The following is a 26,477-nucleotide window of genomic DNA, read 5'->3' as shown; positions in this document are numbered from 1 at the left end:
CCGCAGGATCAGGGCAACACAGCCCCTGGATTCAGGATGCCCAACGGGTCCAGCGCCGTCTTGATCCGCCGATTCAGCTCCATCACGTCCTCGCCGAGCTGTCCCGGCAGAAAGTCGCGCTTCAGTCGCACGCCCCGTGTTCACCGGTGATGTTGCCGCCCAGGGGGATTGCGATGTTGTCGGTGCCGAATGTGATGATCGCGCCCGGCGACTCGAATCTCGTCGAGCGCACACGCACCTGTTGGAGGCAGTCGTGGGTCATCGAGCGAACCTGGTAGTCATCGACCGTGACGTCGAGCTGTACTACTCGCACTGGGCAGCGATCACACTGCTGGACGACCTTGTGTGGGGGCCGGAGCATGGACTGCGCTACGTCCGCAGCCAGGATCCACGCGACGCCTCCAACCCGCGGGAGTGGCTTGACCCCGACTGGTGCGAGGGCGTGGCATTGATCGACGTCGGGAGACGGGTGCTTGCGATCGGAGACGCCGAGCCCGGGCTCTATCGCCGGTTTCGGCATCTGGTGTACCGGTGCACGTGGCCCGGCTGGGAAATTGTTTGGGCTGTGGACGGTTTACGCTCGGTTCTCGACTACCTCCGCATGGACCGACCAGATGTACCGGGCGAGCGGGTGCCAGCCCCTGACCGCGACACGATGACCGCATTCTGGAAGGAGGACGACGGAAGCAAAGAGGGAGTCGTGCTATCCACCACTTGCGGCGCCGTCGGACATGTGTGGACGACCGTGGATTTTGTCGACGAGCACCTTTCCGTTGGCCCGGAGAGGTTCGCGTCCCATGTTCCTGGCCCACTAGAACCGATGGTCGCCGACGACCCGTCGGGCGGTATTCACGTCGACTTTGACCGACAGACTGTGTCGGTTTGGGACGCAATGACATCGAGCGAGGACATAGAGCACCTCGCGCAACGATCCTGGCCGGGATTCAAGCTTGAAAGGTGGTACGACCGATTCGAGTCGCACAACGAGGCACTAGGTGCGGCGATCATCGACCCCCAACTCGATCGGACGACGATGCGCTCAACGATTCAGAACGTCGCCGCGGGTCCAACGATGAACTGGTCGAATCCGGTAGCGAATTTTGCCGCATGGTTCCGTAGAAGCGGAACACCGGTCTCATTCACTTCGGCCGTCGATGCACATGTACCGGTTGCGCCTGGGCGCCTCAGCGAGTTTGCCCTAGCCCGGCTCGCGGAGTTGGAAGATGAGGTTCTGCACGGCACAGAGGGAATGCCCCCGCCGGTGAGGGTGATCCTTCCCAGCGGGAACTTGAGCGGAGATCAGCCTGGCCCTTAGGCCGATCTGGAGCATGAGGACTGTCACCTCGACGTGACGCAGGGCAAGACCCAGGATGGTGGCTATCGAGGGTCAACGGGGTGCGGGCTCAGCCCACAGATCGTAGACGCCCTAGTCGATTACAGCCCCCGGATTCAGGATGCCCAACGGGTCCAGTGCCGTCTTGATCCGCCGATTCAGCTCCATCACGTCCTCGCCGAGTTGCCCCGGAAGAAAGTCGCGCTTCAGTCGCCCGACCCCGTGTTCACCGGTGATGGTGCCGCCCAACGTGATTGCGAGGTCGATGACACGACTGAATGCGGTGTGTGCGCGTTCGGTCATGTCGGGATCGGTGGGGTCGAAGACGATCAGAGGGTGGGTGTTGCCGTCGCCGGCGTGGGCGACGGTGCAGATCTGGACGTCGCAGTCCTCGGCGATCGACTCGACACCGGTGATCAGCGCGGGCAGCTGTTGCATCGGGACGCCGACGTCCTCGAGGAGCAGGTTGCCGATCGCCTGCACAGCGGGGAAGACCGCGCGGCGGGCGACGGTGAAGGCTTCCCCCTCGGCGGGGTCGTCGGTGGCGAACACCTCTTTCGCGCCTTTCTTTTCGCAGGCGTCGACGATGGTCTCGACCTCCTTCGCCCCGGCTTCACCGGGGGTGTCGGACTGGGCGAGCAACAGAGCTCGGGCGTTGCGGTCCAAGCCCATGTGGATGGCGTCTTCGACGGCGTTGATACTCGCGTGGTCCATGAACTCGAGCATGGCGGGACGGATCTGACCGGTGATCGCAAGAACGGCTTCGGCGGCCGACTCCACCGACGGGAACGATGCGACCACCGTCGATGCGGGTAGTTGTGCGGGGATCAGCCGCAGTGTGAGTTCGGTGATGATGCCCAGGGTGCCTTCGCTGCCGACGAACAGCTTCGTCAACGACAGCCCGGCGACGTCCTTGAGTAGCGGGCCACCCAGGTGGATGGCGGTGCCGTCGGCGAGGACGACCTGCATACCGAGGACGTAGTCGGTGGTCACCCCGTACTTGACGCAGCACAGCCCGCCCGCGTTGGTGGCGGCGTTGCCGCCGATCGAGCAGATCTCGTACGACGACGGGTCCGGCGGATACCAGAGGCCGTGCTCGGCGGCGGCCTTCTTGACCTCCACGTTGAGTAGCCCGGGTTCGGTGACGGCGACCCGGGCGACCGGGTCGACGGTGATCGCGCGCATCCGTTCGGTGCTCAGCACGATCCCGCCGTCAACGGCGCTCGACCCTCCCGAGAGCCCCGAACCTGCACCGCGCGGAACGACCGGAACCCGATGCTGCGACGCCCATCGCATCACTGCTTGCACGTCCTCGGTGCAGGTAGCGCGGACCACCGCGATCGGGGTACCGGCGCTCGGGTCGGCGGCCCAGTCCTGCCGGTAGCCGGCGATCATGTCTGGATCGGTGAGGACCGCGCCGTCGGGCAGCGCGTCGACGAGCCGGTCCAGAGCAGCGGGATCCACCTTGGTCATGTGTCCATCATGCCCCGGGGTGCTGGATTCGCGGGTGAGGCGAACAGATACCCGCGCGGTCCGGGTAACACGCGGTTCCAGTGTGATCGCGAGACCTATAGCGTCGAGGCGTGAGAACAGTCGGCATCGATCTCGCGGCCGAACCGGCGAGAACGGCTGTTGCGATCATCGGTTGGGACGACGGATCGGCGCGGGTCCTCGACTTCCGGCTCGGTGCCACGGACGACGACCTGGTCGAGGTTGTGTTCGGTGCCGACAAGTGCGGGATCGACGCACCCTTCGGGTGGCCGGACGCGTTCGTCGACTTCGTGCTCGCGCACCGTTCCCGGCAGGGGCTCGTGGAGCTCGAATTGGGCAGTCGGTCCGGTCGATTGCCGCTGGTGCGGCGACGGACCGATCGTGTTGTCCATGAGGTGACGGGCATCGTGCCGCTCAGCGTGTCCGCGGATCTGATCGCGCACGTCGCGCTGCGGTGCGCAGGGCTGTTGGCTCGGCTCGACGTGGCGGGTGCCGATGTCAGCCGCATCGACGGCACGGTAGTGGAGGTGTACCCGGCCGGTGCCCTTCAACAGTGGGGCCTGCCATTTCGCGGGTACAAGGGTTCGGCGAACAGAACGACTCGAGCAAGTGTGCTCGAAACATTCTGTGAGCGGATTCCGCGGTTGCAGCTGGGCGATCTCCGCGCGGCGTGCGAAGCGTCGGACGACGCATTCGACGCCGTCGTGGCGGCCGTCGTTGCGCGGGCGGCGGCGCTCGGGCGGACGCGGCTGCCGGAAACGGCGGATCGGGACGTGGCTGCTCGTGAGGGCTGGATTCACCTTCCGGACGTGCCGCCCGCGAATCTCGTCTGACGCTGCCTGTGCTGTGCAATCCGGCCAGGCCTTGGTGGCCGGAAGTTGAGCGGAACCGAATCAGGTGAGCGAGCGTCTATTTAATGTGAGGCGACCAAAGCTTCCGGGGCCGTGGTACTGAGGGGATGCCGCGGCCTCGGATCCGGCCGCGGCCAACGACAGCAAGCCGGGGCGGGCCCATTGACATACGGGCCACAAGATACGGAGGGAATTGAGGATGGGACTGCCGAGCTTTGACGAATTCGTCGAGGGCATCAGTCGGGACGTCGCTGAGCTCGCCAGGGATCCGGGGAACACCATCGTAGACATGGTCACCGGCTACGACATCAAGGAGGGCCAGCGCGTCCGCGACGAACAGGCTGCCGGCAACGCCGCGCGTGACGACATCTACGCGCGCCAAGCCGACATGTACGCCAATACTGTCGCCTTCGACGACCCCGTCGTCTCACCGCCCGAGGCGTTCGAAGCGATGTCGCACGAGCAGATCAAAGCGGCCGTCGACGCGATGAACGGTGAGAGTCTAAGTGCCAGCGCGGAGGGTTGGAAGAAGATCGGCGAGTCGCTCGAGGAGGCCCTGGTCGACTTCCGCGACTTCATCACCAACACGATCGGCGCGAACTGGGGCGGCATCTCCGCCGACAGCGCGAGGCTGGCAACGGCCGACTACGTGAGGGAGTCGGAGAAACTCGCGGAGGCCGGCAAGCTCGTAGGCAGCAAGATCGAAGAGGCCGCCACCGGCGTCAACCAGGTGAAGGCAACAGTGCCGCCCGTCGAGCAGTTTTCCGTTCTCGGGACTGTCTTCGACTCAGTTCTCCCCAACGTCGGATTCATCAAGAGTCTGCTCCACGAGCGCGACGAGGCACACCAGGAAGCCATCCAGATCATGCGGACCGTCTACGCCCCGGTCATGGAGCAGGCCGGTACCAGGGTGCCAAGACTTCCTGAGCCGCCCAAGGTCACGAACGAGGCCGGGCCACTATCACCGACGAGCGGCGGCGCACCTTCGGCCGTCACGTCGCCGCAGTCCCCATATCAGGCGCCGAACGCCGGATCCCCGACGAACACACCAGGTGTCGACACCACCGGCCCCATGACGGAGGGCTACCCGAGCGATCAGGAACCTTCACCCTTCGGCGACACCTCCAACAGTGCCGGCTCCGAGATGCCTGCTGCACAAACAAGCCCGGCCTCGGCGTGGACGGCACCGGCCGCAGCGTCCGCCGTCGACGGTGCGCGACTCGGCCAGCCAGGGATCGGGGTCGCCGGCATCGGAAGCTCCGCGGGCGGCCAGGGGGCGAGTGGAGGATTCGGCGGGGCTGTCTCCGGCGGTTTCGTGGGCGGTGGACTCGGCGGCAGCGCAGCAAGCCCGGGCGCTGGCGCGAACCCGGCCGCGGCGGGGGCAACGGCGGGAACTGCGGGTACAGGGTCAGCGAGTGCGCGACCCGCGGCCCCCGGTGCTGCGGGCATGGTTCCAGGAGCCGGTGCCCGCGGCCGCGGCGATGACGACAACGAACACAAGACCCCCGGCTATCTGGTGGATGTCGACAACGGCAACGAGCTGATCGGGCAACTTCCGTTGGCCGCACCCCCCGTTCTCGGCATGTAGCCCGCTACGCCTTCCGCGGACCGGCGGCCAGCACGTCCTCGAACTCCGACCGAACTTCGGCGATGTGGTTGTCGAGATTCTTCACCTTCCAGCCCTTGGTGTCGATGGGCTCCAAAACGTCGACGTGAACGGTGCCGGGGTGGGCGACGAACGAGTTGCGCCACATCAGATCTCCGGCGTCGTGGATGACGATCGGCACGATCGGCACCTTCGCCTGCATCGCCAGGTGGAAACCGCCCTTCTTGAATCGGCCCATCCGCGGTGTGGGGGAGCGGGTGCCTTCGGGGGCGATCGCGATCGACGTTCCACCCATCAGCTTGTCGACCGCGGGCCTCAGGGCGGCGCGGGCCTGAGTGCTGTCCGCCCTATCGACGTAGGCCACGTCCAGCAGCGACCCAACCGCCGCGAACCGCGGATCGTGAGCCGCCTCCTTCTTCGCCACCCCCGTCACGTTCCGGCGAATCACCTTGCCCGCGATTACCACATCCAACGAGCTCTGGTGGTTGAACATGAACACCGCCGGCCGGTGCTTCCACGCGTTGTCCTCCCCGGTGATCTTCACGTCGATCCCGCAGATCGCGAGCGCCAGGTCCGGGCCGAACGTGCCCACCAGGTTCGCCGCGAGCCGTCGATTGCGGGCCAGTACCCCCGCCGTCACACCCGCCGCCGCCGTCGCCGTCAACGCCCCCAACGCGATCCCGGTGCGGGCTGTCGCGACCGGCGTCGCCCCCCGCTCCGGCTTCGGCAGATTCACCGACAGCCAGCCCTCCGTGCGCGCGATCTCCGCCAGCCTCCGGTCCGGATTGAGCGCCACCGGACGGCCCACCGAGTCGAGCATCGGAACATCCTCGACGCCATTGGAGTACGCGAACGCCTCCGACAGCGGAGCCTCGACCTCGTCGGCGAACTCCCGCAGCGCCTTCGCCTTCTCCGGGCCCCACAGCGCCGGAGCGGTCATCCCACCGGTGAGTATTCCGTCGATCACCTCCGGGCGGCTGCACAGCACGTCGCCGATACCGAGATCGTCCGACACGCACTGCGCCTGATATGTCGTCGCCGACGTGGCCATAAGGACCCGATGTCCGGCCCGGCGATGCGCTTCGATCAGCCCCCGCACCTCGGGGTAGATCATCGAGCCGACCTCTTGGCGGAACAGCCGCTGGCTCCATTCCCGCAGTTCGTCCTCGCTGCGGCCCGCAAGGCCTCCGATCGCGATCTCCATCAACCGCCCGACGTCGGCGCCCCGGAACTGGGTGTCGAACGCCGCCCCGGTGGTCCTCAGCAGTTCGGCGATGCTGATGTCCAAGCGTCGCAGCCGATCCCGATACAACACGCTGGCGGTGTAGCCGGTGATGAGAGTGCCGTCCAGATCGAACGCGGCCAGCGTCGTCGGGCCTGGCGGGGCAGCCGCGATCGCCGCGTACAGGTCCTCGAGGCGGTTCATTGCTCCGACTCCGTTGCAGGCACGTCAACCAGGCCGGTCGGCGGACTCAAGCTCTGCATCCGGTCGAGCTGGGCATGGGACCTCGCCCGGATCTCTCGGACCCTGCGGACCAGCGCCCCGACTTCGGCGGCGAACTCGCGCCGCCGCTCTACGACCGACTCGTCTTCCGTCTCGACCAGGTTCCGATTGCGCGCCAGCTGCAGCGCTGTTGCGAACAACTCCGATGAGATCGACTCGGTGCATGCGATCTGCTGGCGCAACCGGCGCTGCCGGGCCAGGGCGAGGCACTCGGTGAGAAAGGCCTTCTCGTCGAAGGACCGCGACAACGGGGCGTCGCACAGATGATCGGCCACCACCTGGTAGGCCTCGAGGAACGGCTGGAGGACCCGGTGGGCCAGATAGGGACGCACCCCGGACAGGACGTGCGCGGCATGCTCGGGATTGGACAGTTCGTGCTGCCACCCCGGATCGATCATGCTCAGCTCCGACCGCAGCTCCTCTCGGAAGGTGTCCTTGTCACTGAAGAAGAACTCGAACTTCAGCAGGTCCCGCAGACGCAACGCCTCCTCCCATCCGTCCGTCAGCGGATCGGTGAACTTCTCGTCGACCGCGGCCAACAGCACCATCTCCGCGATCGCACGAACCACCAGGAAGTGAATCGTGTTGTTGCGGAAGAAGGCCGCCACCAGGTCCTGATCCTTGCCGAGGTAGTAGACGCGTTCGTCGCCCTCGTCGAAGCGCTCGAGCACACCCGAATCCAGGTGGGTGAACAAGGCCTTGCGAATCACCTGCGGGTTCGTCAGGTCGACGTCACCTGCGGTCGGGAGCTTGCGTGCGGTGATGTACTCGACCAGCGGCCCCAGGATGAACCCGATGTCGGGAACGGTCAGCGCCCGGTCCTCGATCCCGAGGAACGCGAGCATCACGAGCGACGACGCGGTGATCGGGGTGACCTCGTTGATCCGGTGACAGACCTCGATGCCGGTCTTCTGGATCGCCAGCCGCGGATCCTCCTCCTGCTCGAGCGAATCCCGCAGTGACAGCGGCCGACCGACGGTGACGTGCGCGACGCCGCGGCGCTGCCCCTGCGCCCGGACGTAGCCGACCATCCAGCTGAAGCTCTCCTTGCGCTTTTCGGCGCCGTGCGCTTCCGCGGCCATCGCACTGACCTCGTACAGTTGGTCGTACACCAGTGACACGGGAACGAGGTAGACGTCGGAGGCGTCGCTGTCCTGGAACGCTTTCGCCAGGTAGGTCAGCAGCCCGTACCGCGGCGGGCGTAGTTTCCCGGTGCGCGACCGCCCACCCTCTATGTACCACTCGAGGTTGAACCGCTTGTTCAACAGGAATCGCATGTACTCGCGCAGCGTCCACTTGTAGATCTCGTCCCCGCCGAACTTGCGGCGGATGAACACCGCGCCCGACCGTTTGCTGATCGGGCCGATCGGCCAGAAACTGACGTTGAGGCCACCCATCACGTGGTTGAGCGGCAGGTCGTTCGTGAGCAGCGCCGGGCGCAGCACGAGCGGGTCCAGGTACGAACGGTGACTGGGCAGGAACACCAGCGAGTGCTCCCGGTTGAGCTCCCGCAACTCCTCGAAGCGGGTGGTGTCGACGTCGAGCCGGTAGGCGCGGGAGAAGAAGCGGCCCAATTGGTCCCACAGCGCAATCGCTCGTCGGCTCTGCGCGGCGACCATCTCGTCGAGATCCGAGCGGGCGCGTCGGTCGACCTCGGCCACGGTCAGGTTCAGCTTGGCGGCCAACTGCTTGACGCCGGCCGTGAACCGGCTGGTGTCGGTGATCTCCTCGACTACGAACCGCGACACCTTGTACTGGGTGCCGAGGAGCTTGCGCTCGGCGCGTTCGAGCGCGAGTGCGGCCTGGCGCCTGATGAACTCGGGAAGCGAGCCGCCGCCCCGCTCGGCCAGGCGATCACGCAACTCGCTGAGCGGGGCGCCGTCTCCTTCGAGGACAAGGCAACGGGCGGGATCGTTGCGCAGGACCCGGCGCTGCGACTTGCGACTCAGATGCAGCGGGTCGCGCGCGGACAGGATCTCACGCAGGCGCTGCCCCCGGTGTCCGTTCGTGGTGTCCGGCAGCCACACCACTCGTACCGGGGTCACCACCGGATCGTCCTCACGGCGGGTGAGCGCGGCCAGTTCCTGATCGCTTGTCGTGACGGTGACGGTGCGCTGCCCGGACTCGGCCTCGCGCCGCTCCAGCCAGCTCCGCAACACCCGGTCCTCGGTCTCGCTCATCCGCTCTGTCAGATAGACACCCTGTGACTGGGTCGTCGAATCGGTCATCGTCGTGCTCCCTCCGACCCCGCGGATCCGGTGCCGGCGTCGCCGAGCGCCACCACCTCGTCCAACCCCTCCTGCAGACACCGCATGAACAGTGTCGGCTCCGTCACGGCTGCGGTGTCGAGATTGATCCCGATGCAACAGGTCCCAGCGTGCGAGACCATCGTCGCCATGACCGCGCACCCCGCAGTGGGCGCGAACGGGAACACCCGCTCGATTCGTGCCCCGGCAAGATAGATGGGGATCGGAACCCCGGCGACGTTCGACGCCTGCAGATCCAGACCCTTCGACTGCGACAGGTACCACTCGGCCAGCACCCGTGTCGGCAGCCGGACCAACACAGGGGACGCGGCCTCGACGATGTCGACTGCGGGTTCCTCGCGCAAGGCGAGCACCATCGCGCGCACCTTCCGGATGCGCATCGCCGGGTTCGCCTCGGTGGCCGGACCGGCGAAGCGCACCGCGGCAAACCGGTTGCCGCCGGACGGATCCGACGCCGCTCTCATGTTGATCGGCATGCCCATGGGAACCTTGCCGACCTCGACCCCCAACTCCTCGTGGTAGCGCCGGTACCCGCCGAGGAGGGCGGCGACGTAGGCGTCGTTGACCGAGCCGCCGGCCGCGTGGGCCGCGGTCCGTAACTCGTGCAATCCCACTTCGAGGACCCCGAACCAGCGCCCGAGGCCACGGTCGCGGAGCAGGGGAGAGCCTGCCGCCGATGGCGGTTGGATCACCCGGAGCAGCGAGTTCACGTAGTTGAGCACCTGACCGGCCGCGTCGAAGGGGCGGGTGAGCGCGGTCAGCGTCGCGCGTGCCGACCCGGACACCAGACCTGCGATCCGGCTCGGTGTCCGGCGGGCCTCCGCGACCACCTCCTGGCCGAGGGCCTCGAGGTCGTTCAGGTGCTCGGGTGGTGCGGGCTCGTGATCCGGCTTGTCGGGTGTCGGCTCGGGACGCCTGCTGTGCAGCAGGGTCATCATCTGGATGCCGCCCATGCCGTCGGTCATGCTGTGGTGCGTCTTGACGACGTACACGGCGCGGCCGTCGTCGAGGCCCTCGATCAGCATCGCCATCCACGGGGGACGGGCCTTGTCGAACGGCTCGGTAGCCAGGTGCCGGCACACCCGCAGCGCATGATCGAGGCCTGCCGCCTCGGGCAGGCGCACCCGCCGCAAGTGGTAGTCCAGATCGAACTCCGGATCCACCGACCAGATCGGGTCGCCGAGTCCGAATGCCGGTTGCACCGCGCGCATCCGGATCCGCGGGACGATGTGCGACGCCCACTCGTGGGCGCGGACCAACCGCTCCCAGTCGGGAGTTCGGTCGAGAACGTCGACCGCGACGATCGGAGTCCGGAGTTCGGGCCGGGTCTCCTCCATCCGCCACAGCATCGTCTCGAAGTCCGACATCGTCCGGCTCATACTCCAACCGACCGCGGACAGGTCGACGTCCACCGCGCTCGGCGGGATGAACGGCTGGCCGTCGGGCATTCGCACACTCCTCGCAACCATGTGTCCGGGTGTTGCCTCAAGTGTGGACCTGCGCGATCGAGCGCGTCATGGAATTCGGCGCTTCACCGGGTCGGACAACGCGGACACGCCGTGATCGAGCACTCGACGAGGTTCGGGCACCGCCCGGAAAGAAGGGGCGCCCGTTTACTCCGTTCGCCAGGTGTACGTTTGTCCGATTCGTCTGAACGAGTTGTTACCAACCACACCAACGCGTTAACAGCAAGTTTCGTTACCGAATCGTTATGATCAAAAAGTAACTCCCAGCGATTTGACAGGTCTAGCGTCGAACTCAGTCGTCTAATCGCAATCGAAGCGTTACGCGACACCACCACCATCAACAACCTTGTTGCCCGCACCGTGATGTCACCCTTACGAGGAAAGGGCGTCGGGTAGTAGTCGGGCAGAAAGGGGCGCGGAGTCGTGAGTGCTTCGTCGAACTGCATCGAGAACTATGTCGCGGCCATGTTCGCGGACGAATTCATGGACGGGGTCGACCACGACTCGATCGAACGCCTCCACCGTGGCGACGTGCAGGACTGGGTCGACTCGGTCGCCCGCTCGGGGCTGTTCATGAGCGGTCAGGTCGCGCGCGCCGAGGCCACGTGGCGGCACGACCCGAAGTCCCTGCTCGACGCCTTGCTCTCCGAGGCCGACGAGATGACCGCCAAACGCTGCGAGTTGATCTGGTCCGAACTGGACCGCGTCGAGGGCCGGCCGCAGGACCTCGTCACCGTGGGCGGCTACAGCAACGTCGTCGCGTCGCTCGCCACAACGATCGCCTGATCGTCGGTCAGCATCCGATACGGGACACCTGTCGAGCGACAGGCCTCGATCATCCGGGCCGCCTCCATGCCGGGGTTCGCCGCATCCGGCGTACCGTCAGCTGCCGGTGAGCAGTGCGGCACGAGCGCGAAGTCGACGAATCCCAGGCCGTCCCATCGCGGGTCGATCCCGCACGTCGGCTCGACCTCGCCTGGGTCGTCCGCAGCGTCCAGCCCGGTCAGGGACGGCGCCATCACGCAGGCGCCGGCGCTGTAGCCGGCGTACATCAGCGCGTCGCCTCTAATCAGTTCCCCCAACACCTCGTCGGCACCACTGCGCGAAAACTGGGCCCGCAGCACGAACGTGTTACCGCCGCGTACCCACACCGACGAGAACTCCGACAACGCGTCGGCCAGCCGATCCGGCCGCCCCACGTAGTCACGTAGATCCACCTCGGACGGCGTGAACCCGAGCCGGCGCAGCGGCCCGACATCACTGACCACCGCGGACTCTCGCGCCCGCGGCGGCCACGCATCGGCGGCGTTCGCGATCACCGCTATCGGACCGCGACCGCCCGCCAGATCCACGAAGCGATCCACATGCGCACCGAACCGGTACGACGACAGGAACAGTCGCACGCGCTCAGATCGTGAACGCGAGATTGTCGACGATCCGCCGCCCCACCTCGACGTCCCCGTCGAGTTCGAACTCCGATACGTGCTCGGCGGCCGTGGTGCGCCCGCCCGCCAGACGTGCGAACAGGCGTGAGTCCATTGCGATCTTCACCGTCGCCGGCCCGGACAGTTGCGGTACCACCGCCGCCCGGCCGTCCACCTCGACGTGGATCGTGCGGGCCAGCGGCCCCGAGAGCTCGAGCGTCACCCGTGCACCCTCCGGCGCGCGGCCGAGCTTACCGACGATGAAGCCGAGTGCCCCCTCGATCTCGCCGATCGCGACGTTTCCTCGCTTGCCGCCCTCGTCACCAGCGGGAGCGCCGAGTGCATCGCGGATGTCGTGCTCGTGCATCCAGCAGTCGAACATTCGAATACGCATGAAGCGGCCGTAGGTGGAGGGCCCGACCGGAGTGGCGGCCGGAGCGTCGAAATCTTCCTGCGTCATCGTGCTGAGAGCCTCGAGCCGGATCCGAGTGATCTCGCGGAACATTGCCAGGATCTGTTCTCCGGTGTGTGCGCGCAGACCCTCGACCCACCGCTCGTTCAGGGCGCCGATCTCGTTGCGCACGTGGGGGAGTGTGTGAACGTCGATCGCCGTCTCCGGAGGGTTCTCGCCCGACAGCAGCGTTTCGGTCCCGACGATGTGCGAGACGATGTCACGCACCGTCCAGCCCGGGAGCGCGGTCGGGGTGAGCCAGGCGTCGCCTTCGACCGTCGACAGCACCTCGTCGAGCGCGGCCCACTGTTCGGACAGGGCCTCGACCAGCACATCGCGGGGGAACTCGCTCATCTATCGCTCTCCGTTTCCAGTATCGAGAGGTCCACGACCTCTCCTCGGTTGACGCTAACCCAGTCCCGGCCCCGCACGTAGGGCTCGAGTGCCTGCCCGATCGCCGCGGTATCCGCGGCCCCCTTGACTCGTTGGATCTCGTATACGTGGGGGAACTCGAGCAGTTCGGTCAGTGTGTTCCACAAGCGCACAGCGGATTCGCCCTCGGGTGGATCGACCAACACCGGGCCGAAGAACGGGGTGCCCTGGACGAACAGCGTCGGGACCCCGAACCCACCGGCCGCGACCACACGGTCGTGGTCCGCGCGAACATCGTCGTGCGTGGTGGGATCGGCGAGCGCGGCGTCGAGTATCGCCGGGTCGAGTCCGAGTCGATCGAGCAGTCCGCGGGCGACGTTGGGATCGTGCGGTTTACCGCCGTCGATGTGCAGCAGGTGTCCGGTTGCCGCATACCAGCGATCGAGTAGGTCCATGCTCTCGCGTCGCAGGAGCGCCCCGATCCGCATCAGCGACCACCCGTATGACCACTCGCGCTCCCACGGATGCTTCTGGTCGTCGCGGCGGTTGATCTCCTCGAGGCTGAAGAAGCGCCACGCGATGTCGATCGCGGTCTCCGCGCGCACGTGCCGGATCCATCGCGACGCGTGGAACGCGAACGGGCACATCGGGTCGAAGTGGAACTCGACTGATGTGATCGCTTCTTCGCGCGATGTATCTGTGGTCACACCGTCACTCTATGACCATCACCACAGCAGTGCGACGGCCGGTGCCCGGCGGCGTCAACGGCCGGTGCCCGGCAATCTCACCGAAGACGTGGTCAGGCCGACTCCTCGAGGAACTCGCGGAGCACAACCGCATGGCTGTGTTCGACGTCCTGGGTCGCGGTGAGCAAGACGAGTGGACGGTCCCGGGCGAGCGTCAGCACCCGCTCGACGGCGCTGCGTCCGTCCGCGGACTCCAGCTCGGCGAGGTAGCGGGAGCGAAACTCGGCGAACTCGGCCACGTCGTGGCTGTACCACCGGCGCAGTTCAGTCGACGGCGCCAGGTCCTTCGCCCACTCGTCGTAGTGGAACGAATCCTTGCGCAGGCCACGCGGCCACAGCCTGTCGACGAACACCCGAAACCCCGGCTCAGCCCCAGGGTGGTCGTACACACGTTCGACATCGACGACTCTCGAGGGCATCTCCCCACCTCCGCGTCATGGGCCGGCTCGGGCTCCAGGTTGCGTCTATACGAGATCGTGAACCGGTTCGTCGAACGCCGCCTGGAAATCCCCCCGGCCGCAGCCGTGGGGAACCGTTAAACAAGTGTGGCTCACGGTGGGGGTGATATACCTCGGTTCGGACTCGATTCCGACACCTTCGACGACATGCAGCGTTCCCCCGCCCACGGTAGTTCTGGCCTAAGTTAGTTCTGGCTACCATCGTGGACCACTTGCACAGGTCGGTCGTCATCCGCCGATCGCTCGACAATTGCTGCCGGTCGCGGCAGGCACACCATCTAGCGCAGGAAGTCGAGAACATTGGAAACATCGAAGAGCGCGGAACAGGTGCACCCGTCGGTCGGTGTCGTTCGGGAGACGGGTACCGACGAGCGACGGGTCGCGTTGGTGCCCAAGGTTGTGGCGTCCCTGTCCAACAAGGGTGTCGGCGTCATTGTCGAGGCCGGGGCTGGGCTGGGCGCGCTGATTCCCGACGAGTTGTACAAGGAGGCCGGCGCCACGGTCGGTGACGCGTGGGAATGCGACGTTGTCGTCAAGGTCGCGCCGCCGTCGGATGCGGAAGTCGGCAAGCTCCGCGCGGGGCAGACGCTGATCGGGTTCCTCGCTCCGCGCAACGCCGACAACCAGATCGGTGCGCTCGCCGCGGCCGGCGTCACCGCTTTCGCCGTCGAGGCGATCCCCCGGATCTCGCGTGCGCAGGTGATGGACGCGTTGTCGTCGCAGGCGAACGTCGCCGGCTACAAGGCTGTGCTGGTCGCCGCGTCCGAGTCCACCCGCTTCTTTCCCATGCTCACTACCGCGGCCGGAACGGTGAAACCCGCTACGGTGCTCGTTCTCGGGGTGGGAGTGGCCGGTCTGCAGGCACTCGCGACCGCGAAGCGACTCGGCGGCCGCACCACCGGCTACGACGTGCGCCCCGAGGTCGCCGAACAGGTGCGGTCGGTCGGTGCGCAGTGGCTCGACCTGGGCATCGACGCCGCCGGTGAAGGTGGCTACGCCCGAGAGCTGACCGAGGCCGAGCGGGCCGAGCAGCAGCAGGCCCTTGAAGACGCCATCAAGGGTTTCGACGTGGTCATCACCACCGCGCTGGTGCCGGGCCGTCCCGCGCCGCGACTGGTGACAGCGGCCGCCGTGGAAGGCATGAAACCGGGCAGCGTCATTGTCGATCTGGCCGGTGAGACCGGTGGCAACTGCGAGCTGACCAAACCCGGTCAGACGATCGTCGAGCACGGCGTGACGATCTGCAGCCCGCTCAACCTGCCGGCCACGATGCCTGAGCACGCGTCCGAGCTGTATTCCAAGAACGTGGCAGCGCTGATCGAGTTGATGCTCGACGAGAACGGCGCACTGGAGCCGGACTTCACGGACGAGATCCTCAGCGGCGCGTGCGTGACTCGCTCGAAGGAGAACTAGATGTACACAGAACTGTTGGCGAACATCGCGATCCTCGTTCTCGCCGGGTTCGTGGGCTTCGCCGTCATCTCCAAGGTGCCGAACACGCTGCACACGCCGCTGATGTCGGGCACCAACGCCATCCACGGCATCGTCGTGCTCGGTGCGCTGGTCGTGCTCGGCCATCTGCCGTCCGATGCGCCGTGGTCGATCAAGATCATCCTGTTCGTCGCGCTGGTGTTCGGGACCCTGAACGTCGTCGGCGGTTTCGTCGTCACCGACCGCATGCTGGGGATGTTCAAGTCCAGGAAGGACGCCACAGCCGGTAACCGCGCGGCCGCGAAGAAGGGGACTGAAGCCTGATGAGCTACCTCGTCTCCACCCTCTACATCGCGGCCTTCGCGATGTTCATCTACGGCCTGATGGGTCTGACCGGACCGCGCACCGCGGTGCGCGGCAACTACATTGCGGCGGCGGGCATGTTCGTGGCCGTCGTCGCGGTCCTGATCGACATCCGCGACACCGACAACTGGCTGCTGATCATCGCCGGTCTGCTGGTCGGCATCGTGCTCGGTGTCCCCCCGGCGCTGCGAACGAGGATGACGGCGATGCCGCAGCTCGTCGCGCTGTTCAACGGTGTCGGCGGCGGCACCGTCGCGCTGATCGCCTGGGCCGAATTCCTCGGCTCGGACGGGTTCACCAACCTGGACACGGTCCCGTCGGCGCCGTTCGTCGTTGGCTCGTTGTTCGCCGCGATCGTCGGTTCGGTCTCGTTCTGGGGTTCGCTGGTCGCGTTCGCGAAACTGCAGGAGCTGTTGAACAAGAACCTCGAGAAGAGGGTCGTGGCGGCGGCGAAGGGATTCCAGCTGGCGAACATCGTGCTCGTGCTTGCTGCGATCGGTGTCGCGGTCTACATCGGCGTCAATGCCAATCCGGCCAACGCGCCGACCTCGACGATCTGGATCGGCGCACTGCTCGTCGCCGCCGGTGTGATGGGTCTGTTCGTGGTGCTGCCGATCGGCGGCGCCGACATGCCCGTCGTCATTTCGCTGCTCAATGCAATGACCGGCCTGTCCGCCGCCGCGATGGGTCTGGCGCTGAACAATCAGGCGATGATCGTGGCCGGCATGATCGTCGGCGCCTCGGGCTCGATCCTGACCAACCTCATGGCCAAGGCCATGAACCGCTCGATCCCCGCGATCATCTTTGGTGCGTTCGGTGGCGGCGACGTCGGCGGCGCGGCCATCTCAGCCACTGGCGGAACCGTCAAGGCCACGTCCGCATCCGATGCGGCGATCCAGATGGCGTACGCCAACCAGGTCATCGTCGTCCCCGGCTACGGTCTCGCGGTGGCGCAGGCCCAGCATGCCGTCAAGGAGATGGCCGACCTCCTCGACGAGCGTGGCGTCGAGGTCAAGTACGCGATCCACCCGGTGGCCGGACGCATGCCCGGTCACATGAACGTCCTGCTCGCCGAGGCCGACGTCGAATACGACGCGATGAAGGAGATGGACGACATCAACGGCGAATTCGGACGCACCGACGTCACCGTCGTCATCGGCGCCAACGACGTCACCAACCCGGCCGCGCGCGAGGACGCGGGCTCGCCGATCTACGGCATGCCGATCCTCAACGTCGACCAGTCCAAGTCCGTCATCGTGCTCAAGCGGTCGATGTCGTCCGGGTACGCCGGCATCGACAATCCGCTGTTCACCGCGGATCAGACGTCGATGCTGTTCGGCGACGCCAAGAAGATGGTTTCCGAGGTCACCGAGGAGCTCAAAGCCCTTTAGATCACAGTTGGGCCCTGTAGGTCGGGGTTGGGCCCCGTAGGTCAGAGTTGGGCGAGCAGAGCGGGTACCGGGTCGGCGAGCATCGCGCCGAGGTCGGATAGGAATTTCGACGCCTGCTCGCCGTCGACCAGGCGGTGGTCGACCGTCACGCTGAGCGTCGTCACGTCTCGCGCAACGATCTCGTCGCCCACCACCCACGGTCGCCGGTTGATCGCGCCGAGCGCGAGGATCGCCGCCTCGCCCGGGTTCAGGATCGGGGTGCCGGTGTCGATGCCGTAAACCCCGACGTTCGTGATCGTGATCGTCCCGCCGGTCAGATCCGCGGGTGTCGCCTTGCCGGCCCGGGCGGTGTCGGTGAGTTCGCCGATAGCCCGGCACAGGTCGGGCAGCGTCAACTGGTTGGCGTCCTTGATGTTCGGCACCATCAGGCCGCGGTCGGTGGCGGTCGCAATGCCGAGATTGACGTAATGCTTGGTGACGATCTCCTGGGTGTCCTCCGCCCACGTCGAGTTCAGAGTGGGATGTTCGCGCAGCGTGAGTAGCAGCGCCTTGGCAACCAGCGTCAGGGGTGTCAGGCGTAACCCCTCGAACAACTTGGAAGCCCGCAGGCGGTGCAGCACTTGCACTGTCTCGGTGACATCCACGGTCAGGAACTCGGAAACGTGCGGAGCGGTGAAGGCGCTCGAGACCATCGCCGACGCGGTCTGCCGGCGCACACTGCGGACCGGTGTGCGGGTCTCGCGTTCGCCATCTGCGGGGGCCGCGGCCGGTTCGGGTTCGGGACCGCGCCGCGCATGGGTGACATCGTCGACGGTGATCGCGCCGTCGCGGCCCGTGCCGGTGACCGTCGACAGATCGATGCCTAGTTCCCGGGCGACACGGCGAGCGGCGGGGACGGCCAGGCCTGGTCGCGCTCTCGACGGCTGCTGCCTGCTCTGCTTGGGGGGGCTCTGCTGCGGGGGGCTCTGCGCTCGACGGCGACGTCGGCTGGTCGGGGGACCGGACGGGCCGTATCCGACGAGAACCGCACCGGTCTTCTGCTCGCCGTCGGCCTCGGCGCTCTCGACCTCGCCGGCGGCTTCGGTGCCCTTGCTCTCGCGGTCGGCTTTGGTGTCTTTGACCTCGCCGGCGGCTGCGGTGCTCTTGTTCTCGCCGGCCGCTTCGGTGGCCTCGATCCGGATCAGCCCGGCGCCGACGGGCAATGTGTCGCCGGGCTGCGCCAGCAACTCCCGGACCACACCGGCGAACGGGGACGGCAGTTCCACTACGGCTTTCGCCGTCTCGACCTCGCCGATCACCTGGTTGAGTTCGACGGTGTCGCCGACCGCGACCGCCCACGACACCACTTCTGCCTCTGTCAGACCCTCGCCGAGGTCGGGAAGTCGATACTCCTCGACCCGGGTCATTTGTGCGGGTTCCTCGCCGGTCACGCCGCCAGCACCTCGTCGACAGCCCCGAGAATGCGGTCGGCGTCGGGGACATGGTGGCGTTCGAGCCGCGACGGCGGGTAGGGGATGTCGAACCCGCCGACCCGTTGGACGGGCGCTTCGAGTTGGTAGAAGCAGCGCTGGGAGATGCGGGCGGCGATCTCGGCGCCGACACCGGCGAAGACCGGCGCCTCCTGCGCTACTACCAGGCGTCCGGTGCGTCGCACCGACTCCTCCACGGTCGCGAAGTCGATCGGGGACAGCGAGCGCAGGTCCACCACCTCGACGGACGTGCCCTCCGCGTCGCCGATCTGGGCGGCCTCGAGGGCAGTGGGCACCATGGACCCGTAGGCGACGAGGGTGACATCGGTACCGGGGCGGGCGATGCGGGCCTGGTCGAGAGGCAGCGCCGTTGGGGTGCTCCCCCCGACCTCGAGCTCTACCTCGCCGCGATCCCAGTACCGCCGCTTGGGCTCGAAGAACACGACCGGATCGTCGAGGGCGATCGCCTGCCCGATCATGCTGTACGCATCGGCCGGGTTGCTTGGCGTAACCACGCGCAGTCCGGCGGTGTGCACGAAGTATGCCTCCGGTGACTCCGAGTGGTGCTCGGCCGCACCGATCCCGCCGCCGTACGGGATCCGAATCGTCAACGGGACCTTCACATGTCCGCGCGTCCGGTAGTGGATCTTGGCGACCTGGGACACGATCTGGTCGAAAGCGGGGTAGACGAATCCGTCGAACTGGATCTCGCACACGGGCCGGTAGCCGCGCAGCGCCAGCCCGATCGCCGTTCCCACTATTCCGGATTCGGCGAGTGGGGTGTCGATCACGCGGTCCGGGCCGAAGTCCTTCTGCAGGCCGTCGGTGATGCGGAAGACGCCGCCGAGCTTGCCGATGTCCTCGCCCATCAGCACCACCTTCGGGTCGTCCTCGAGGGCCTTGCGCAGGCCGGTGTTGAGGGCGCCGCCGAGCGTCATCGTGTTCGCGGAATTGACGACGGCGGTCATGACAAGGCCTCCTCGGGCACATTCTGGGTGTCGGCATCCAGGGTGTCGGCATCGAGGGTGTTTAGGTACGCCCGGTAAGCCGCACGTTCTTCGTTGATCAGGGGGTGATCGGTGGCGTAGACGTGCGCGAACAGGTCGTCCGGCTCAGGATCAGGTGTCTCGAGGGTGCCGCTGCGCACGCGCGCTGCGACCTCGTCGGCGTGAGCCTGCACCCGGTCGTCCAGGGCGTCGTCGAACAGACCCTCGCGCTCGAGCAGTCGGCGTATGCGGTCGATCGGGTCGCGTGCCTTCCACAGCTCGAGCTCGGCTTCCGTCCTGTAGCGGGTGGGGTCGTCGGCGGTGGTGTGCGCGCCCATCCGGTAGGTGATGGCCTCGACGAAGGACGGTCCGCCGCCCTCGCGGGCACGGCGGGCGGCCTGTCGGGTAACCGCCAGCACCGCGAGCACGTCGTTGCCGTCCACCTGGACGGCGGGCATGCCGTACCCGGCGGGCCGAGACACGATCGGGGTGGGGCTCTGCAGTTCCACTGGTTCGCTGATGGCGCGTTGGTTGTTCTCGCAGAAGAACACCACCGGCGCGTTGAAACTCGATGCGAAGCCGAGCGCCTCGGACAGGTCGCCCTCGCTGATGGCGCCGTCGCCGAAATACACGACGGTGGCAATCTCTGCGCCGTCGAACTGCACGCCCATCGCGTAACCCGTCGCGTGCAGACCATGTGCCCCCACCACGAGCTCCGGATTGGTCATGTTCACCGCTTCCGGATCCCAGCCCGAATGGGCGCACCCCCGCCACATGCGGGTCATGACCGCCGGGTCGACGCCGCGACAGTAGGCCACCGCATGTTCGCGGTAGCTGAGGAAGATGTAGTCCTCGGGATCGAGCGCTCGTACCGAGCCGACCTGCGCGGCCTCCTGCCCGAGGAGCGATGCCCAGATACCGAGTTGGCCCTGCCGCTGCAAGGCGGTCGCCTCGGTGTCGATGCGCCGCGCGACCACCATGTCCTCGTACAGGTGCCGCAGCTCTTCCGGGCCCACGTCGGACACGACCGCCGCGTATTCGGGGCAGTGCACGCGTCGTCCGTCGGGTTGGACAAGTTGCACCGGGAGGTCGATCTTGTCGGCCATTGGGTCACCTCGGCGGCTCCGGCCCGGCGACCGCTTCGTGGGCGGCGACCGGGTGTTTGTGCTCTACCTCACAGCATCCTTGATTCCGCGATCTGCGCAAGTGGCACGGTCACGATTCAGCACAATGCCCAGACCGGGGTACACTTGGCCTGACACACTGCGTACTATGACCACTCTCGATGCGACTGATGCCCGACTTCTGCTGGAACTGTCCCGCAATCCGCGTGCGACCGGGGTGGATCTTGCTCATCGACTCGGCCTCTCCCGCAATACCGTGCAGGCGCGGCTCTCCCGATGGGAGGGGTCGGGCGTGCTGGCGGGCTTCGATCGACTCGTCGATCCGCGGGCGTTGGGCTACCCGCTTGCCGCCTTCGTCGCCACCCGGCTGGACCAGCACCGACTCGACGAGGTCGTCGATGCTCTCGCCGACATCCCCGAGGTCGTCGAGGTGTACGGGATGACCGGATTGACCGACCTGTCGGTGAAGGTGGTGGCGACCGACGCGGACGATCTGTATCGGCTGGCGGGACAGATCCTCAAGATTCCCGGTGTCGAACGGACCAATATGGCCCTGGTGATGCGGGAGTTGGTGGTGGCGCGGACCGCACCGTTGCTCGAGCGTACTGCGCGTCAGTGATCGCTCCGCAGCATCCGCGATACCTGTCTGATGGCACGCGGACGGTAGCATCGGCGGACAAGCGCTGAGGCGCGTCCATCGAAAGATTCGCCAAGTGGTCGGTTTTCGCTGTCCGGACGAACGCACGAGACGCGGCAGGGGAGTGATGCGGAATGGGCATTGTCGGCCTGGACGAGGATGCCGTCTCGATGTGGATCGCCGGACTCGGTGTCGGCGCGCTCATGCCGTTGTCGTTCGAGAGGATCGGGAGCGGCCAGTCGAATCTCACTTTCGCGGTGCGTGATTCGGGAGGTGGTCGCTGGGTACTGCGCAGGCCGCCGTTCGGGCGGCTGCTTGTTTCGGCGCATGATGTCGAACGCGAGTACCGAATTGTGTCAGCGGTACAGGGAACCGATGTGCCCGTCCCGAAAATGATCAGTCTCACAACGGATCCGGCGATCACGGATACGCCGTTGGTCCTGATGAGCTATGTCTACGGAATCGTGATCGACGACGAAGCAGCGGCGCAAAAGCTCACGCCCGAACAGCGCCGTGCGGTAGGACTGTCGATGCCCGCAGCGCTTGCGAGGATCCACCGCGTAGATCTCGAACTCGCCGGCCTGCTCGACCTCGCCAGCACCAAACCCTATGCTGCGCGCCAGCTCCGACGGTGGTCCACACAGTGGGAGCAGTCCAAGACGCGAGATTTGCCCGATGTCGACGCGCTCGCCGAGTTGCTGTCACGCAACATCCCGGAGCAAGTGGAAACCACGCTGGTACACGGTGATTTCCACCTCAATAACGTCATCATCTCGCCTGAGGACTGCCATGTCATGGCCGTACTCGACTGGGAGTTGTGCACCCTGGGTGACCCGCTCGCCGACCTCGGCAGCCTCCTCGCGTTTTGGCCACAACGCGGCGATCAGTCACCGGGACCGTTCACCGTTTCGACCGTCGAAGGCTTCCCGACGCGGGACGAATTGGTCGACGCCTACGTTCACGAAACCGAGCGGGACGTGTCCACTGTGGGCTTCTGGCAGGTCCTCGCGCTGTGGAAGCTCGCGATCATCGCAGAAGGAGCGCTGCGCCGTGCCATCGACGACCCACGGAACCGGGCCGAAAGCGGTGGGCCGACGGTCGAGATGATCGACAGCATCGTCCGTCGGGCGGTTGCCACCGCCGACGCGGTCGGGCTCGCCTGAGCGGGATCGTTCTACTCTTCCGACACCACGAGCAGGCTTGCGGCGCTCCGAATCTCAGGAGGAATCGGGACTGGTCGACGAGTGTCGGGATCGACGTAGACGTAAACGAACCGCGCGGTGGCGGCCAGTTCGAGGATTCCACCGGAATCTTCCCGGAAGATCGCGAGCGCAAACACGATACTGCTCGTCCCGAGGTGCTCGACGGAGAGTCCCACGTGCAGCTGATCGGGGAACGAGAGTTCGCTTATGAACCGGCACGACGTCTCTGCGACGATCCCGATCGCTGACAGTTCTCGGATGTCGAGGCCTGTGCTGGCCATCAGCCACCCGTTGACTGCGGTGTCGAAGTACGAGTAGTAGGCGATGTTGTCGACGTGACCGTAGTGGTCGTTGTCGGCCCAGCGTGTCGGCACCGGCCACAACGCGGGATAGGCCTCGGCGCGAGGCTCGGGCTCGACGGGAGCTGCCATGGGTTCAGACGATAGCGCCTCGTGTCCTTCCGGGCAGTCGGCCGCACCGCCTGGTAGGCGCAATGTTCACCGCCTAGCAGGCACAATGGGGGGACCCACGCCGTGTCGGCCAATCGGTCGGAGGGCGGTCGTGGTGGCCCCAGGGACTGTGCGATGAGAGCACTGCTCGGCCGGTTGGCAGGCATCACCATCGCGCTCGTGCTCGGCCTGTCGCTGCTCGGCGGCCCGGTCCGGGCCAGTGCGCAGACCGCACTCGAGACCCCGGGCACGGTCGTCGACTCCTCTCCAATGCCATCCGGCGCATTGCCCGAGGGTGTCGCCGCCGGCTCATACGTGACCTACTGGACCACCGGCCCGCGGGATCAGCCGGCGCTGAGCACGGGGGCAGTCCTGCTGCCGCCGGGTGATCCCCCACCCGGCGGTTGGCCGGTGGTCTCGTGGGCGCACGGTGTCGTGGGCGTCGCAGACGCCTGCGCGCCGACCGTTACCGGGCAGATCTCCGGCCCGTACCTGGAATCCTGGCTCCGGGAGGGGTATGCCATCGTCGCGACGGACTACGTCGGGCTCGGGACGCCGGGGATCCATCCGTACCTCGACGGACCGTCGGAGGCGCACAGCGTGATCGACATGGTTCGCGCCGGCCGGGCGGTGACGCCGTCCCTGTCGGACCGGTGGGTGGCGCTCGGGCAGTCGCAGGGTGGTCACGCGGTCATGTTCGCCGCATCGATCGCGACGCGGTATGCGCCCGAACTCGACTTTCGTGGCACCGTCGCAACCGGGGTGCCGTCCAACCTCGAGAAGCTGGCGCCCCTGACCGGCCCGGACTTTCCGGCTCTGCCGCTCACCGGGAGCACGGTGTTCATCGGATACGGGCTCGTCGGCCTCCGTGCTGCGCATCCCGAGTTGGACGTCGACAGCTACCTGAGCCCACTCGGTCGCGACGTTCTCGACCAGCTCGAGTCGCTCTGCTACGAGGATGCACAGGCGGAGTTCGGGAACCTGACCATCGGCCAGTTGTTGTCGCGGCCGTTGACCGGGCCCGCGATGCAGGCGGCACTGCAGCACTCGCTGGCCGTGCCCGTCACCGGCTACGATCGACCGCTCTTCATCGGGCAGGGGCTCTTCGACGATGTCGTCCCCGCAGGATTCACTTTCGCGCTGGTCTCGGAGTTGACGGCTGCGGGCCAGAACTTCGTATTCCGCACCTACCCGGAGGGTCACCTCGGGACGATGCGGGCCGCCCTGCCCGACACCACAGAATTCGTCCGCGCGGCCTTCCAGTAGCAGGCGATCGCCGTCTACCGGAGCTCGTCGTCGTGCCGGAGGAATGCCGGCACGACGAACCACAACCCGGCGAACACGACCGCCGTGATCGCCCCGATGAGCTTGGCGGCCCAGCCGCCGACCGCGACCTCGGCGACGATGAGCACGGTCCCGATCATCGTCGCGGCGAGGAAGATCGAACCGGCGAGCGTGAACCGGTTCGCTTGCCGCAGGATGTCCTCGCGTCGTTGTTGCCGGAACAGGATGCGATGCCACACCGCGGGGGCAATCAGCAGCACCGAGGACGCTGCCGCGCACAGCATCGTCACCAGGTGCAGGCCCCGCACGTAGAGAGACTGCTCCGGGTACTGCTCGGTGAACACGATCGCCAGCAGGAACGCGAAGAGAATTTGTACGCCGGCCTGCTGAACGCGGAGTCCCTGCAACAACTCACTGAAGTTGCGCGCCAGACGGGCGCTCGGCGACTCGCCCGGGCCACTCGGTAGCTCCGACATTTACGACCTCGAGAACTCCGACGCCCGCCGGATCTGGTCGGAGGACGGCCGCACCCCGGTGTAGAGCGCGAACTGTTCGGCGGCTTGCAGCGCGATCACCTCGGCGCCCGTGATCACGGCCTTGTGGTGCGCGGTGGCCATCTTGACCAGCGGGGTGTCCGGCGGCATCGCGACCACGTCGAAGACCGCCTCCGCCGCGAGGACTGCCGCCTCTGGGAACGGCAGCGCTCGAGCGGTGTCGCGGTCTGGTCCGCCGGCCATGCCGATCGGGGTGGCGTTGATGAGCAGTTGGGGGTGCGCCCCGCCGAGGTCGGGTCGCCACTCGAAACCGTACGTCTGGGCCAACGCGGAACCGGACTGCTCGTTGCGTGCGACCACGGTGACCGTGTGGAATCCGAAGTCCCGCAACGCTGCTACGACGGCCTTCGCCATGCCGCCGCTGCCGGCGACGGCGACCGACAGGTCGGGACTCAGCTCCGCCCGTCGAAGGAGATCGGTGACGGCCTGGTAGTCGGTGTTGTACGCGTGCAGTTCGCCGTCCTCGTTGACGATCGTGTTCACCGAGTCGATCGCGGCCGCCGACGGGTGAACCACGTCGACGTGCTCGATGCAAGCCTCCTTGAACGGCATCGACACCCCACACCCGCGGATCCCGAGGGCGCGGATGCCGGCGATCGCGGCCGCGAGATCGGTGGTCGTCATCGCCTTGTAGACGAAGTCGAGGCCGAGCTCCTCGTACAGATAGTTGTGGAAGCGGGTCCCAATGTTGCTCGGCCGACCCGACAGCGACATGCACAGCCGGGTGTCCTTGGTGACGGCTTCGGTAATCGTGCGGCTCACCTCGTCCACGCTAATCGGCGGTTCCCGGTCATGTGGGTGACTCGTCACGGGCACCTCGCCGCAATGGTCTCGATCGTGTCGCGGTCCGCGGCGGTGATCGGCAGCCCGTAGCGCACCGCGACGCTCAGGTACTTGCCGACGTAGAAGCAGTGGCTAGCGGGCTCGGGTGGCAGCCACTGCGACGGCGTGCTGTCGCTTTTGGCCTGGTTCTCGGGCCCGTCGACCGCGAGCAGGTTGTAGGTGATGTCGTTCGCGAAGTCGCGGCGTAGCTCCGGTGACCACGCGGCGGCTCCTAGGTCCCACGCCGCGGCGAGCGGGTACACGTGGTCGATCTGCACGGCGTTCGCGTCTTGCTTGGTGAAATCGATGCGCTGGCCCGAGTACGGGTCGGCAAGCGTTCCGGACACCACAACGCAGTCGTGGGTGCCCTGGCGGAATACGACGTCGGTGAGGTCGACGGAGAGCACGTTGTTGCGGGTGTCGCAGCCGTCGTGGCCGCCGCGGCCCGAGTGGTCGTCGGACCACGACGGCCCGAACACGCATGCCTGACCGGCCCGGCAACCACGTTCGTAACCCGGGACATCGGGCCGCGCCGGCACGACCTCGACCCGGGAGAGGAGGTCGTCGACGGCCGCGCGTGAGGGGCTACCTGGGGCCGGCCCGGGCGCCCCCGGATCAAGGGCACACGAAGAAGACCCGAATGCGAGCGCGGCCGTCGCGGCGCACAGCGCGACCCTGAGTACCCCCATCGACAGAATCCCCCCTCGACTGCCCCTCCCGATCACACCAGTCGGTGGCAGTGTGCCGGACAGCACCGACAGCGCCTGTCGGAACAGCACCGACAGTGCCTGTCGGA

25 protein-coding genes and 1 pseudogene are annotated in these 26,477 nt (G+C 66.8%); 10 read left to right on the top strand and 16 right to left on the bottom strand.

The features are described from left to right. Positions 1 to 8: 8 nt before the first annotated feature. Positions 9 to 178, bottom strand: a pseudogene (locus EF834_RS18360) (FAD-binding oxidoreductase); the annotation flags it as partial. A 63-nt stretch (positions 179 to 241) separates the two neighbouring features. Here EF834_RS18360 and EF834_RS00390 point away from each other — a divergent pair. After that, positions 242 to 1,315, top strand: coding sequence for a hypothetical protein (locus EF834_RS00390; protein WP_235870919.1), 1,074 nt, complete (start codon positions 242 to 244; stop codon positions 1,313 to 1,315). Between the two features lie 111 nt (positions 1,316 to 1,426). Here the strand turns inward: EF834_RS00390 and EF834_RS00385 are convergent, their stop codons facing one another. Next, positions 1,427 to 2,806 (bottom strand): FAD-binding oxidoreductase, encoded by a 1,380-nt coding sequence (locus EF834_RS00385; protein WP_127944380.1) that lies wholly within the window; start codon positions 2,804 to 2,806, stop codon positions 1,427 to 1,429. Between the two features lie 110 nt (positions 2,807 to 2,916). Between EF834_RS00385 and EF834_RS00380 the strand changes: the two genes are divergently transcribed. Then, complete coding sequence (locus tag EF834_RS00380; protein WP_127944377.1) at positions 2,917 to 3,657, top strand: DUF429 domain-containing protein; 741 nt, start codon at positions 2,917 to 2,919, stop codon at positions 3,655 to 3,657. A gap of 217 nt (positions 3,658 to 3,874) precedes the next feature. After that, the gene (locus EF834_RS00375) at positions 3,875 to 5,263 is read left to right on the top strand and encodes a PPE domain-containing protein (protein ID WP_127944374.1); all 1,389 of its coding nucleotides are present in this window, start codon (positions 3,875 to 3,877) and stop codon (positions 5,261 to 5,263) included. Between the two features lie 4 nt (positions 5,264 to 5,267). Here EF834_RS00375 and EF834_RS00370 read toward each other — a convergent pair whose 3' ends face one another. Genes EF834_RS00370 through EF834_RS00360 form a run of 3 tightly spaced genes read right to left on the bottom strand, consistent with a single transcriptional unit; the run spans position 5,268 to position 10,500 of the window. Continuing rightward, on the bottom strand, positions 5,268 to 6,707 hold the full coding sequence (locus EF834_RS00370; protein ID WP_127944371.1) for an HAD-IB family hydrolase: 1,440 nt from the start codon (positions 6,705 to 6,707) through the stop codon (positions 5,268 to 5,270). After that, entirely contained in the window at positions 6,704 to 9,013 is a 2,310-nt protein-coding gene (locus EF834_RS00365) for a glycerol-3-phosphate 1-O-acyltransferase (protein WP_127944368.1), read from the bottom strand. Before EF834_RS00365 ends, EF834_RS00370 begins: the two co-directional genes overlap by 4 nt. Further along, entirely contained in the window at positions 9,010 to 10,500 is a 1,491-nt protein-coding gene (locus EF834_RS00360) for a wax ester/triacylglycerol synthase domain-containing protein (protein WP_127944365.1), read from the bottom strand. The genes EF834_RS00365 and EF834_RS00360 overlap by 4 nt, the downstream gene beginning before the upstream one ends. Before the next feature lie 441 nt (positions 10,501 to 10,941). On the opposite strand from EF834_RS00360, the gene EF834_RS00355 reads away from it, so the two are divergent. Continuing rightward, positions 10,942 to 11,304, top strand: coding sequence for a hypothetical protein (locus EF834_RS00355; protein WP_408014430.1), 363 nt, complete (start codon positions 10,942 to 10,944; stop codon positions 11,302 to 11,304). Here EF834_RS00355 and EF834_RS00350 read toward each other — a convergent pair. The 4 genes from EF834_RS00350 to EF834_RS00335 all read right to left on the bottom strand — a co-directional run bounded on the left by EF834_RS00350 (position 11,262) and on the right by EF834_RS00335 (position 13,930). Continuing rightward, the gene (locus tag EF834_RS00350; RefSeq protein ID WP_127944362.1) at positions 11,262 to 11,921 is read right to left on the bottom strand and encodes a Type 1 glutamine amidotransferase-like domain-containing protein; all 660 of its coding nucleotides are present in this window, start codon (positions 11,919 to 11,921) and stop codon (positions 11,262 to 11,264) included. The two genes, EF834_RS00355 and EF834_RS00350, sit on opposite strands and share 43 nt — an antisense overlap. A 4-nt stretch (positions 11,922 to 11,925) precedes the next feature. Then, complete coding sequence (locus EF834_RS00345; RefSeq protein WP_127944359.1) at positions 11,926 to 12,747, bottom strand: maleylpyruvate isomerase family mycothiol-dependent enzyme; 822 nt, start codon at positions 12,745 to 12,747, stop codon at positions 11,926 to 11,928. Further along, positions 12,744 to 13,442, bottom strand: a complete 699-nt coding sequence (locus tag EF834_RS00340; RefSeq protein WP_164874065.1) for a mycothiol-dependent nitroreductase Rv2466c family protein — start codon at positions 13,440 to 13,442, stop codon at positions 12,744 to 12,746. Before EF834_RS00340 ends, EF834_RS00345 begins: the two co-directional genes overlap by 4 nt. Positions 13,443 to 13,564: 122 nt before the next feature. Beyond that, positions 13,565 to 13,930 carry a DUF488 domain-containing protein gene (locus EF834_RS00335; protein ID WP_127944353.1) on the bottom strand — a complete coding sequence of 122 codons (366 nt, stop codon included), beginning with the start codon at positions 13,928 to 13,930 and terminating at the stop codon, positions 13,565 to 13,567. Positions 13,931 to 14,269: 339 nt separating this feature from the next. Here EF834_RS00335 and EF834_RS00330 point away from each other — a divergent pair, with 339 nt between their 5' ends. Genes EF834_RS00330 through EF834_RS00320 form a run of 3 tightly spaced genes read left to right on the top strand, consistent with a single transcriptional unit; the run spans position 14,270 to position 17,154 of the window. Next, positions 14,270 to 15,382, top strand: a complete 1,113-nt coding sequence (locus tag EF834_RS00330; RefSeq protein ID WP_127944350.1) for a Re/Si-specific NAD(P)(+) transhydrogenase subunit alpha — start codon at positions 14,270 to 14,272, stop codon at positions 15,380 to 15,382. Further along, complete coding sequence (locus EF834_RS00325; RefSeq protein ID WP_127944346.1) at positions 15,383 to 15,724, top strand: NAD(P) transhydrogenase subunit alpha; 342 nt, start codon at positions 15,383 to 15,385, stop codon at positions 15,722 to 15,724. Beyond that, complete coding sequence (locus EF834_RS00320) at positions 15,724 to 17,154, top strand: NAD(P)(+) transhydrogenase (Re/Si-specific) subunit beta (RefSeq protein WP_127944342.1); 1,431 nt, start codon at positions 15,724 to 15,726, stop codon at positions 17,152 to 17,154. The genes EF834_RS00325 and EF834_RS00320 overlap by 1 nt, the downstream gene beginning before the upstream one ends. 41 nt (positions 17,155 to 17,195) lie before the next feature. Here EF834_RS00320 and EF834_RS00315 read toward each other — a convergent pair whose 3' ends face one another. From EF834_RS00315 to pdhA, 3 genes are read right to left on the bottom strand one after another with little or no spacing between them, the layout of a single operon-like run. Next, on the bottom strand, positions 17,196 to 18,560 hold the full coding sequence (locus EF834_RS00315) for a dihydrolipoamide acetyltransferase family protein (RefSeq protein WP_127946007.1): 1,365 nt from the start codon (positions 18,558 to 18,560) through the stop codon (positions 17,196 to 17,198). Between the two features lie 20 nt (positions 18,561 to 18,580). After that, the gene (locus EF834_RS00310; protein WP_127944339.1) at positions 18,581 to 19,591 is read right to left on the bottom strand and encodes an alpha-ketoacid dehydrogenase subunit beta; all 1,011 of its coding nucleotides are present in this window, start codon (positions 19,589 to 19,591) and stop codon (positions 18,581 to 18,583) included. Next, complete coding sequence (gene pdhA, locus EF834_RS00305; protein ID WP_127944335.1) at positions 19,588 to 20,715, bottom strand: pyruvate dehydrogenase (acetyl-transferring) E1 component subunit alpha; 1,128 nt, start codon at positions 20,713 to 20,715, stop codon at positions 19,588 to 19,590. The genes EF834_RS00310 and pdhA overlap by 4 nt, the downstream gene beginning before the upstream one ends. A gap of 166 nt (positions 20,716 to 20,881) precedes the next feature. On the opposite strand from pdhA, the gene EF834_RS00300 reads away from it, so the two are divergent. Together EF834_RS00300 and EF834_RS00295 are read left to right on the top strand one after the other, a co-directional pair. Next, positions 20,882 to 21,352, top strand: coding sequence for an Lrp/AsnC family transcriptional regulator (locus EF834_RS00300; protein WP_127944332.1), 471 nt, complete (start codon positions 20,882 to 20,884; stop codon positions 21,350 to 21,352). A gap of 152 nt (positions 21,353 to 21,504) precedes the next feature. Further along, entirely contained in the window at positions 21,505 to 22,533 is a 1,029-nt protein-coding gene (locus EF834_RS00295) for a phosphotransferase family protein (RefSeq protein ID WP_127944329.1), read from the top strand. A gap of 11 nt (positions 22,534 to 22,544) precedes the next feature. On the opposite strand, the gene EF834_RS00290 is transcribed toward EF834_RS00295, so the two are convergent. After that, positions 22,545 to 23,003 (bottom strand): acyl-CoA thioesterase, encoded by a 459-nt coding sequence (locus EF834_RS00290; RefSeq protein WP_127944326.1) that lies wholly within the window; start codon positions 23,001 to 23,003, stop codon positions 22,545 to 22,547. 153 nt (positions 23,004 to 23,156) lie between these two features. On the opposite strand from EF834_RS00290, the gene EF834_RS00285 reads away from it, so the two are divergent. Next, positions 23,157 to 24,287: a lipase family protein gene (locus EF834_RS00285; protein WP_127944323.1), complete on the top strand. Its 1,131-nt coding sequence runs from the start codon at positions 23,157 to 23,159 to the stop codon at positions 24,285 to 24,287. Between the two features lie 14 nt (positions 24,288 to 24,301). On the opposite strand, the gene EF834_RS00280 is transcribed toward EF834_RS00285, so the two are convergent. The 3 genes from EF834_RS00280 to EF834_RS00270 are packed head-to-tail and all read right to left on the bottom strand — an operon-like array spanning position 24,302 to position 26,370. Further along, positions 24,302 to 24,781 carry a DUF6328 family protein gene (locus EF834_RS00280; RefSeq protein ID WP_127944320.1) on the bottom strand — a complete coding sequence of 160 codons (480 nt, stop codon included), beginning with the start codon at positions 24,779 to 24,781 and terminating at the stop codon, positions 24,302 to 24,304. Next, entirely contained in the window at positions 24,782 to 25,621 is an 840-nt protein-coding gene (locus EF834_RS00275) for a shikimate 5-dehydrogenase (protein WP_127944317.1), read from the bottom strand. A 44-nt stretch (positions 25,622 to 25,665) separates the two neighbouring features. Then, positions 25,666 to 26,370 carry an HNH endonuclease family protein gene (locus EF834_RS00270; RefSeq protein ID WP_127944313.1) on the bottom strand — a complete coding sequence of 235 codons (705 nt, stop codon included), beginning with the start codon at positions 26,368 to 26,370 and terminating at the stop codon, positions 25,666 to 25,668. Between the last annotated feature and the right edge of the window lie 107 nt (positions 26,371 to 26,477).

This window comes from Rhodococcus spongiicola (genome assembly GCF_004011835.1).
Taxonomy (GTDB): domain Bacteria; phylum Actinomycetota; class Actinomycetes; order Mycobacteriales; family Mycobacteriaceae; genus Prescottella; species Prescottella spongiicola.
The sequence above is the reverse complement of the archived record's forward strand: the minus strand, read 5'-3'. Positions and strand labels throughout refer to the sequence as shown.

Coding starts and splice junctions, on each gene's coding strand:
- EF834_RS00310 (WP_127944339.1), bottom strand. CDS start 19,591: ATGACCGCCGTCGTCAATTCCGCGAACACGATGACGCTCGGCGGCGCC.
- EF834_RS00280 (WP_127944320.1), bottom strand. CDS start 24,781: ATGTCGGAGCTACCGAGTGGCCCGGGCGAGTCGCCGAGCGCCCGTCTG.
- EF834_RS00320 (WP_127944342.1), top strand. CDS start 15,724: ATGAGCTACCTCGTCTCCACCCTCTACATCGCGGCCTTCGCGATGTTC.
- EF834_RS00385 (WP_127944380.1), bottom strand. CDS start 2,806: ATGACCAAGGTGGATCCCGCTGCTCTGGACCGGCTCGTCGACGCGCTG.
- EF834_RS00295 (WP_127944329.1), top strand. CDS start 21,505: ATGGGCATTGTCGGCCTGGACGAGGATGCCGTCTCGATGTGGATCGCC.
- pdhA (WP_127944335.1), bottom strand. CDS start 20,715: ATGGCCGACAAGATCGACCTCCCGGTGCAACTTGTCCAACCCGACGGA.
- EF834_RS00300 (WP_127944332.1), top strand. CDS start 20,882: ATGACCACTCTCGATGCGACTGATGCCCGACTTCTGCTGGAACTGTCC.
- EF834_RS00315 (WP_127946007.1), bottom strand. CDS start 18,560: ATGACCCGGGTCGAGGAGTATCGACTTCCCGACCTCGGCGAGGGTCTG.
- EF834_RS00325 (WP_127944346.1), top strand. CDS start 15,383: ATGTACACAGAACTGTTGGCGAACATCGCGATCCTCGTTCTCGCCGGG.
- EF834_RS00370 (WP_127944371.1), bottom strand. CDS start 6,707: ATGAACCGCCTCGAGGACCTGTACGCGGCGATCGCGGCTGCCCCGCCA.
- EF834_RS00345 (WP_127944359.1), bottom strand. CDS start 12,747: ATGAGCGAGTTCCCCCGCGATGTGCTGGTCGAGGCCCTGTCCGAACAG.
- EF834_RS00285 (WP_127944323.1), top strand. CDS start 23,157: ATGAGAGCACTGCTCGGCCGGTTGGCAGGCATCACCATCGCGCTCGTG.
- EF834_RS00375 (WP_127944374.1), top strand. CDS start 3,875: ATGGGACTGCCGAGCTTTGACGAATTCGTCGAGGGCATCAGTCGGGAC.
- EF834_RS00335 (WP_127944353.1), bottom strand. CDS start 13,930: ATGCCCTCGAGAGTCGTCGATGTCGAACGTGTGTACGACCACCCTGGG.
- EF834_RS00290 (WP_127944326.1), bottom strand. CDS start 23,003: ATGGCAGCTCCCGTCGAGCCCGAGCCTCGCGCCGAGGCCTATCCCGCG.
- EF834_RS00365 (WP_127944368.1), bottom strand. CDS start 9,013: ATGACCGATTCGACGACCCAGTCACAGGGTGTCTATCTGACAGAGCGG.
- EF834_RS00360 (WP_127944365.1), bottom strand. CDS start 10,500: ATGCCCGACGGCCAGCCGTTCATCCCGCCGAGCGCGGTGGACGTCGAC.
- EF834_RS00270 (WP_127944313.1), bottom strand. CDS start 26,370: ATGGGGGTACTCAGGGTCGCGCTGTGCGCCGCGACGGCCGCGCTCGCA.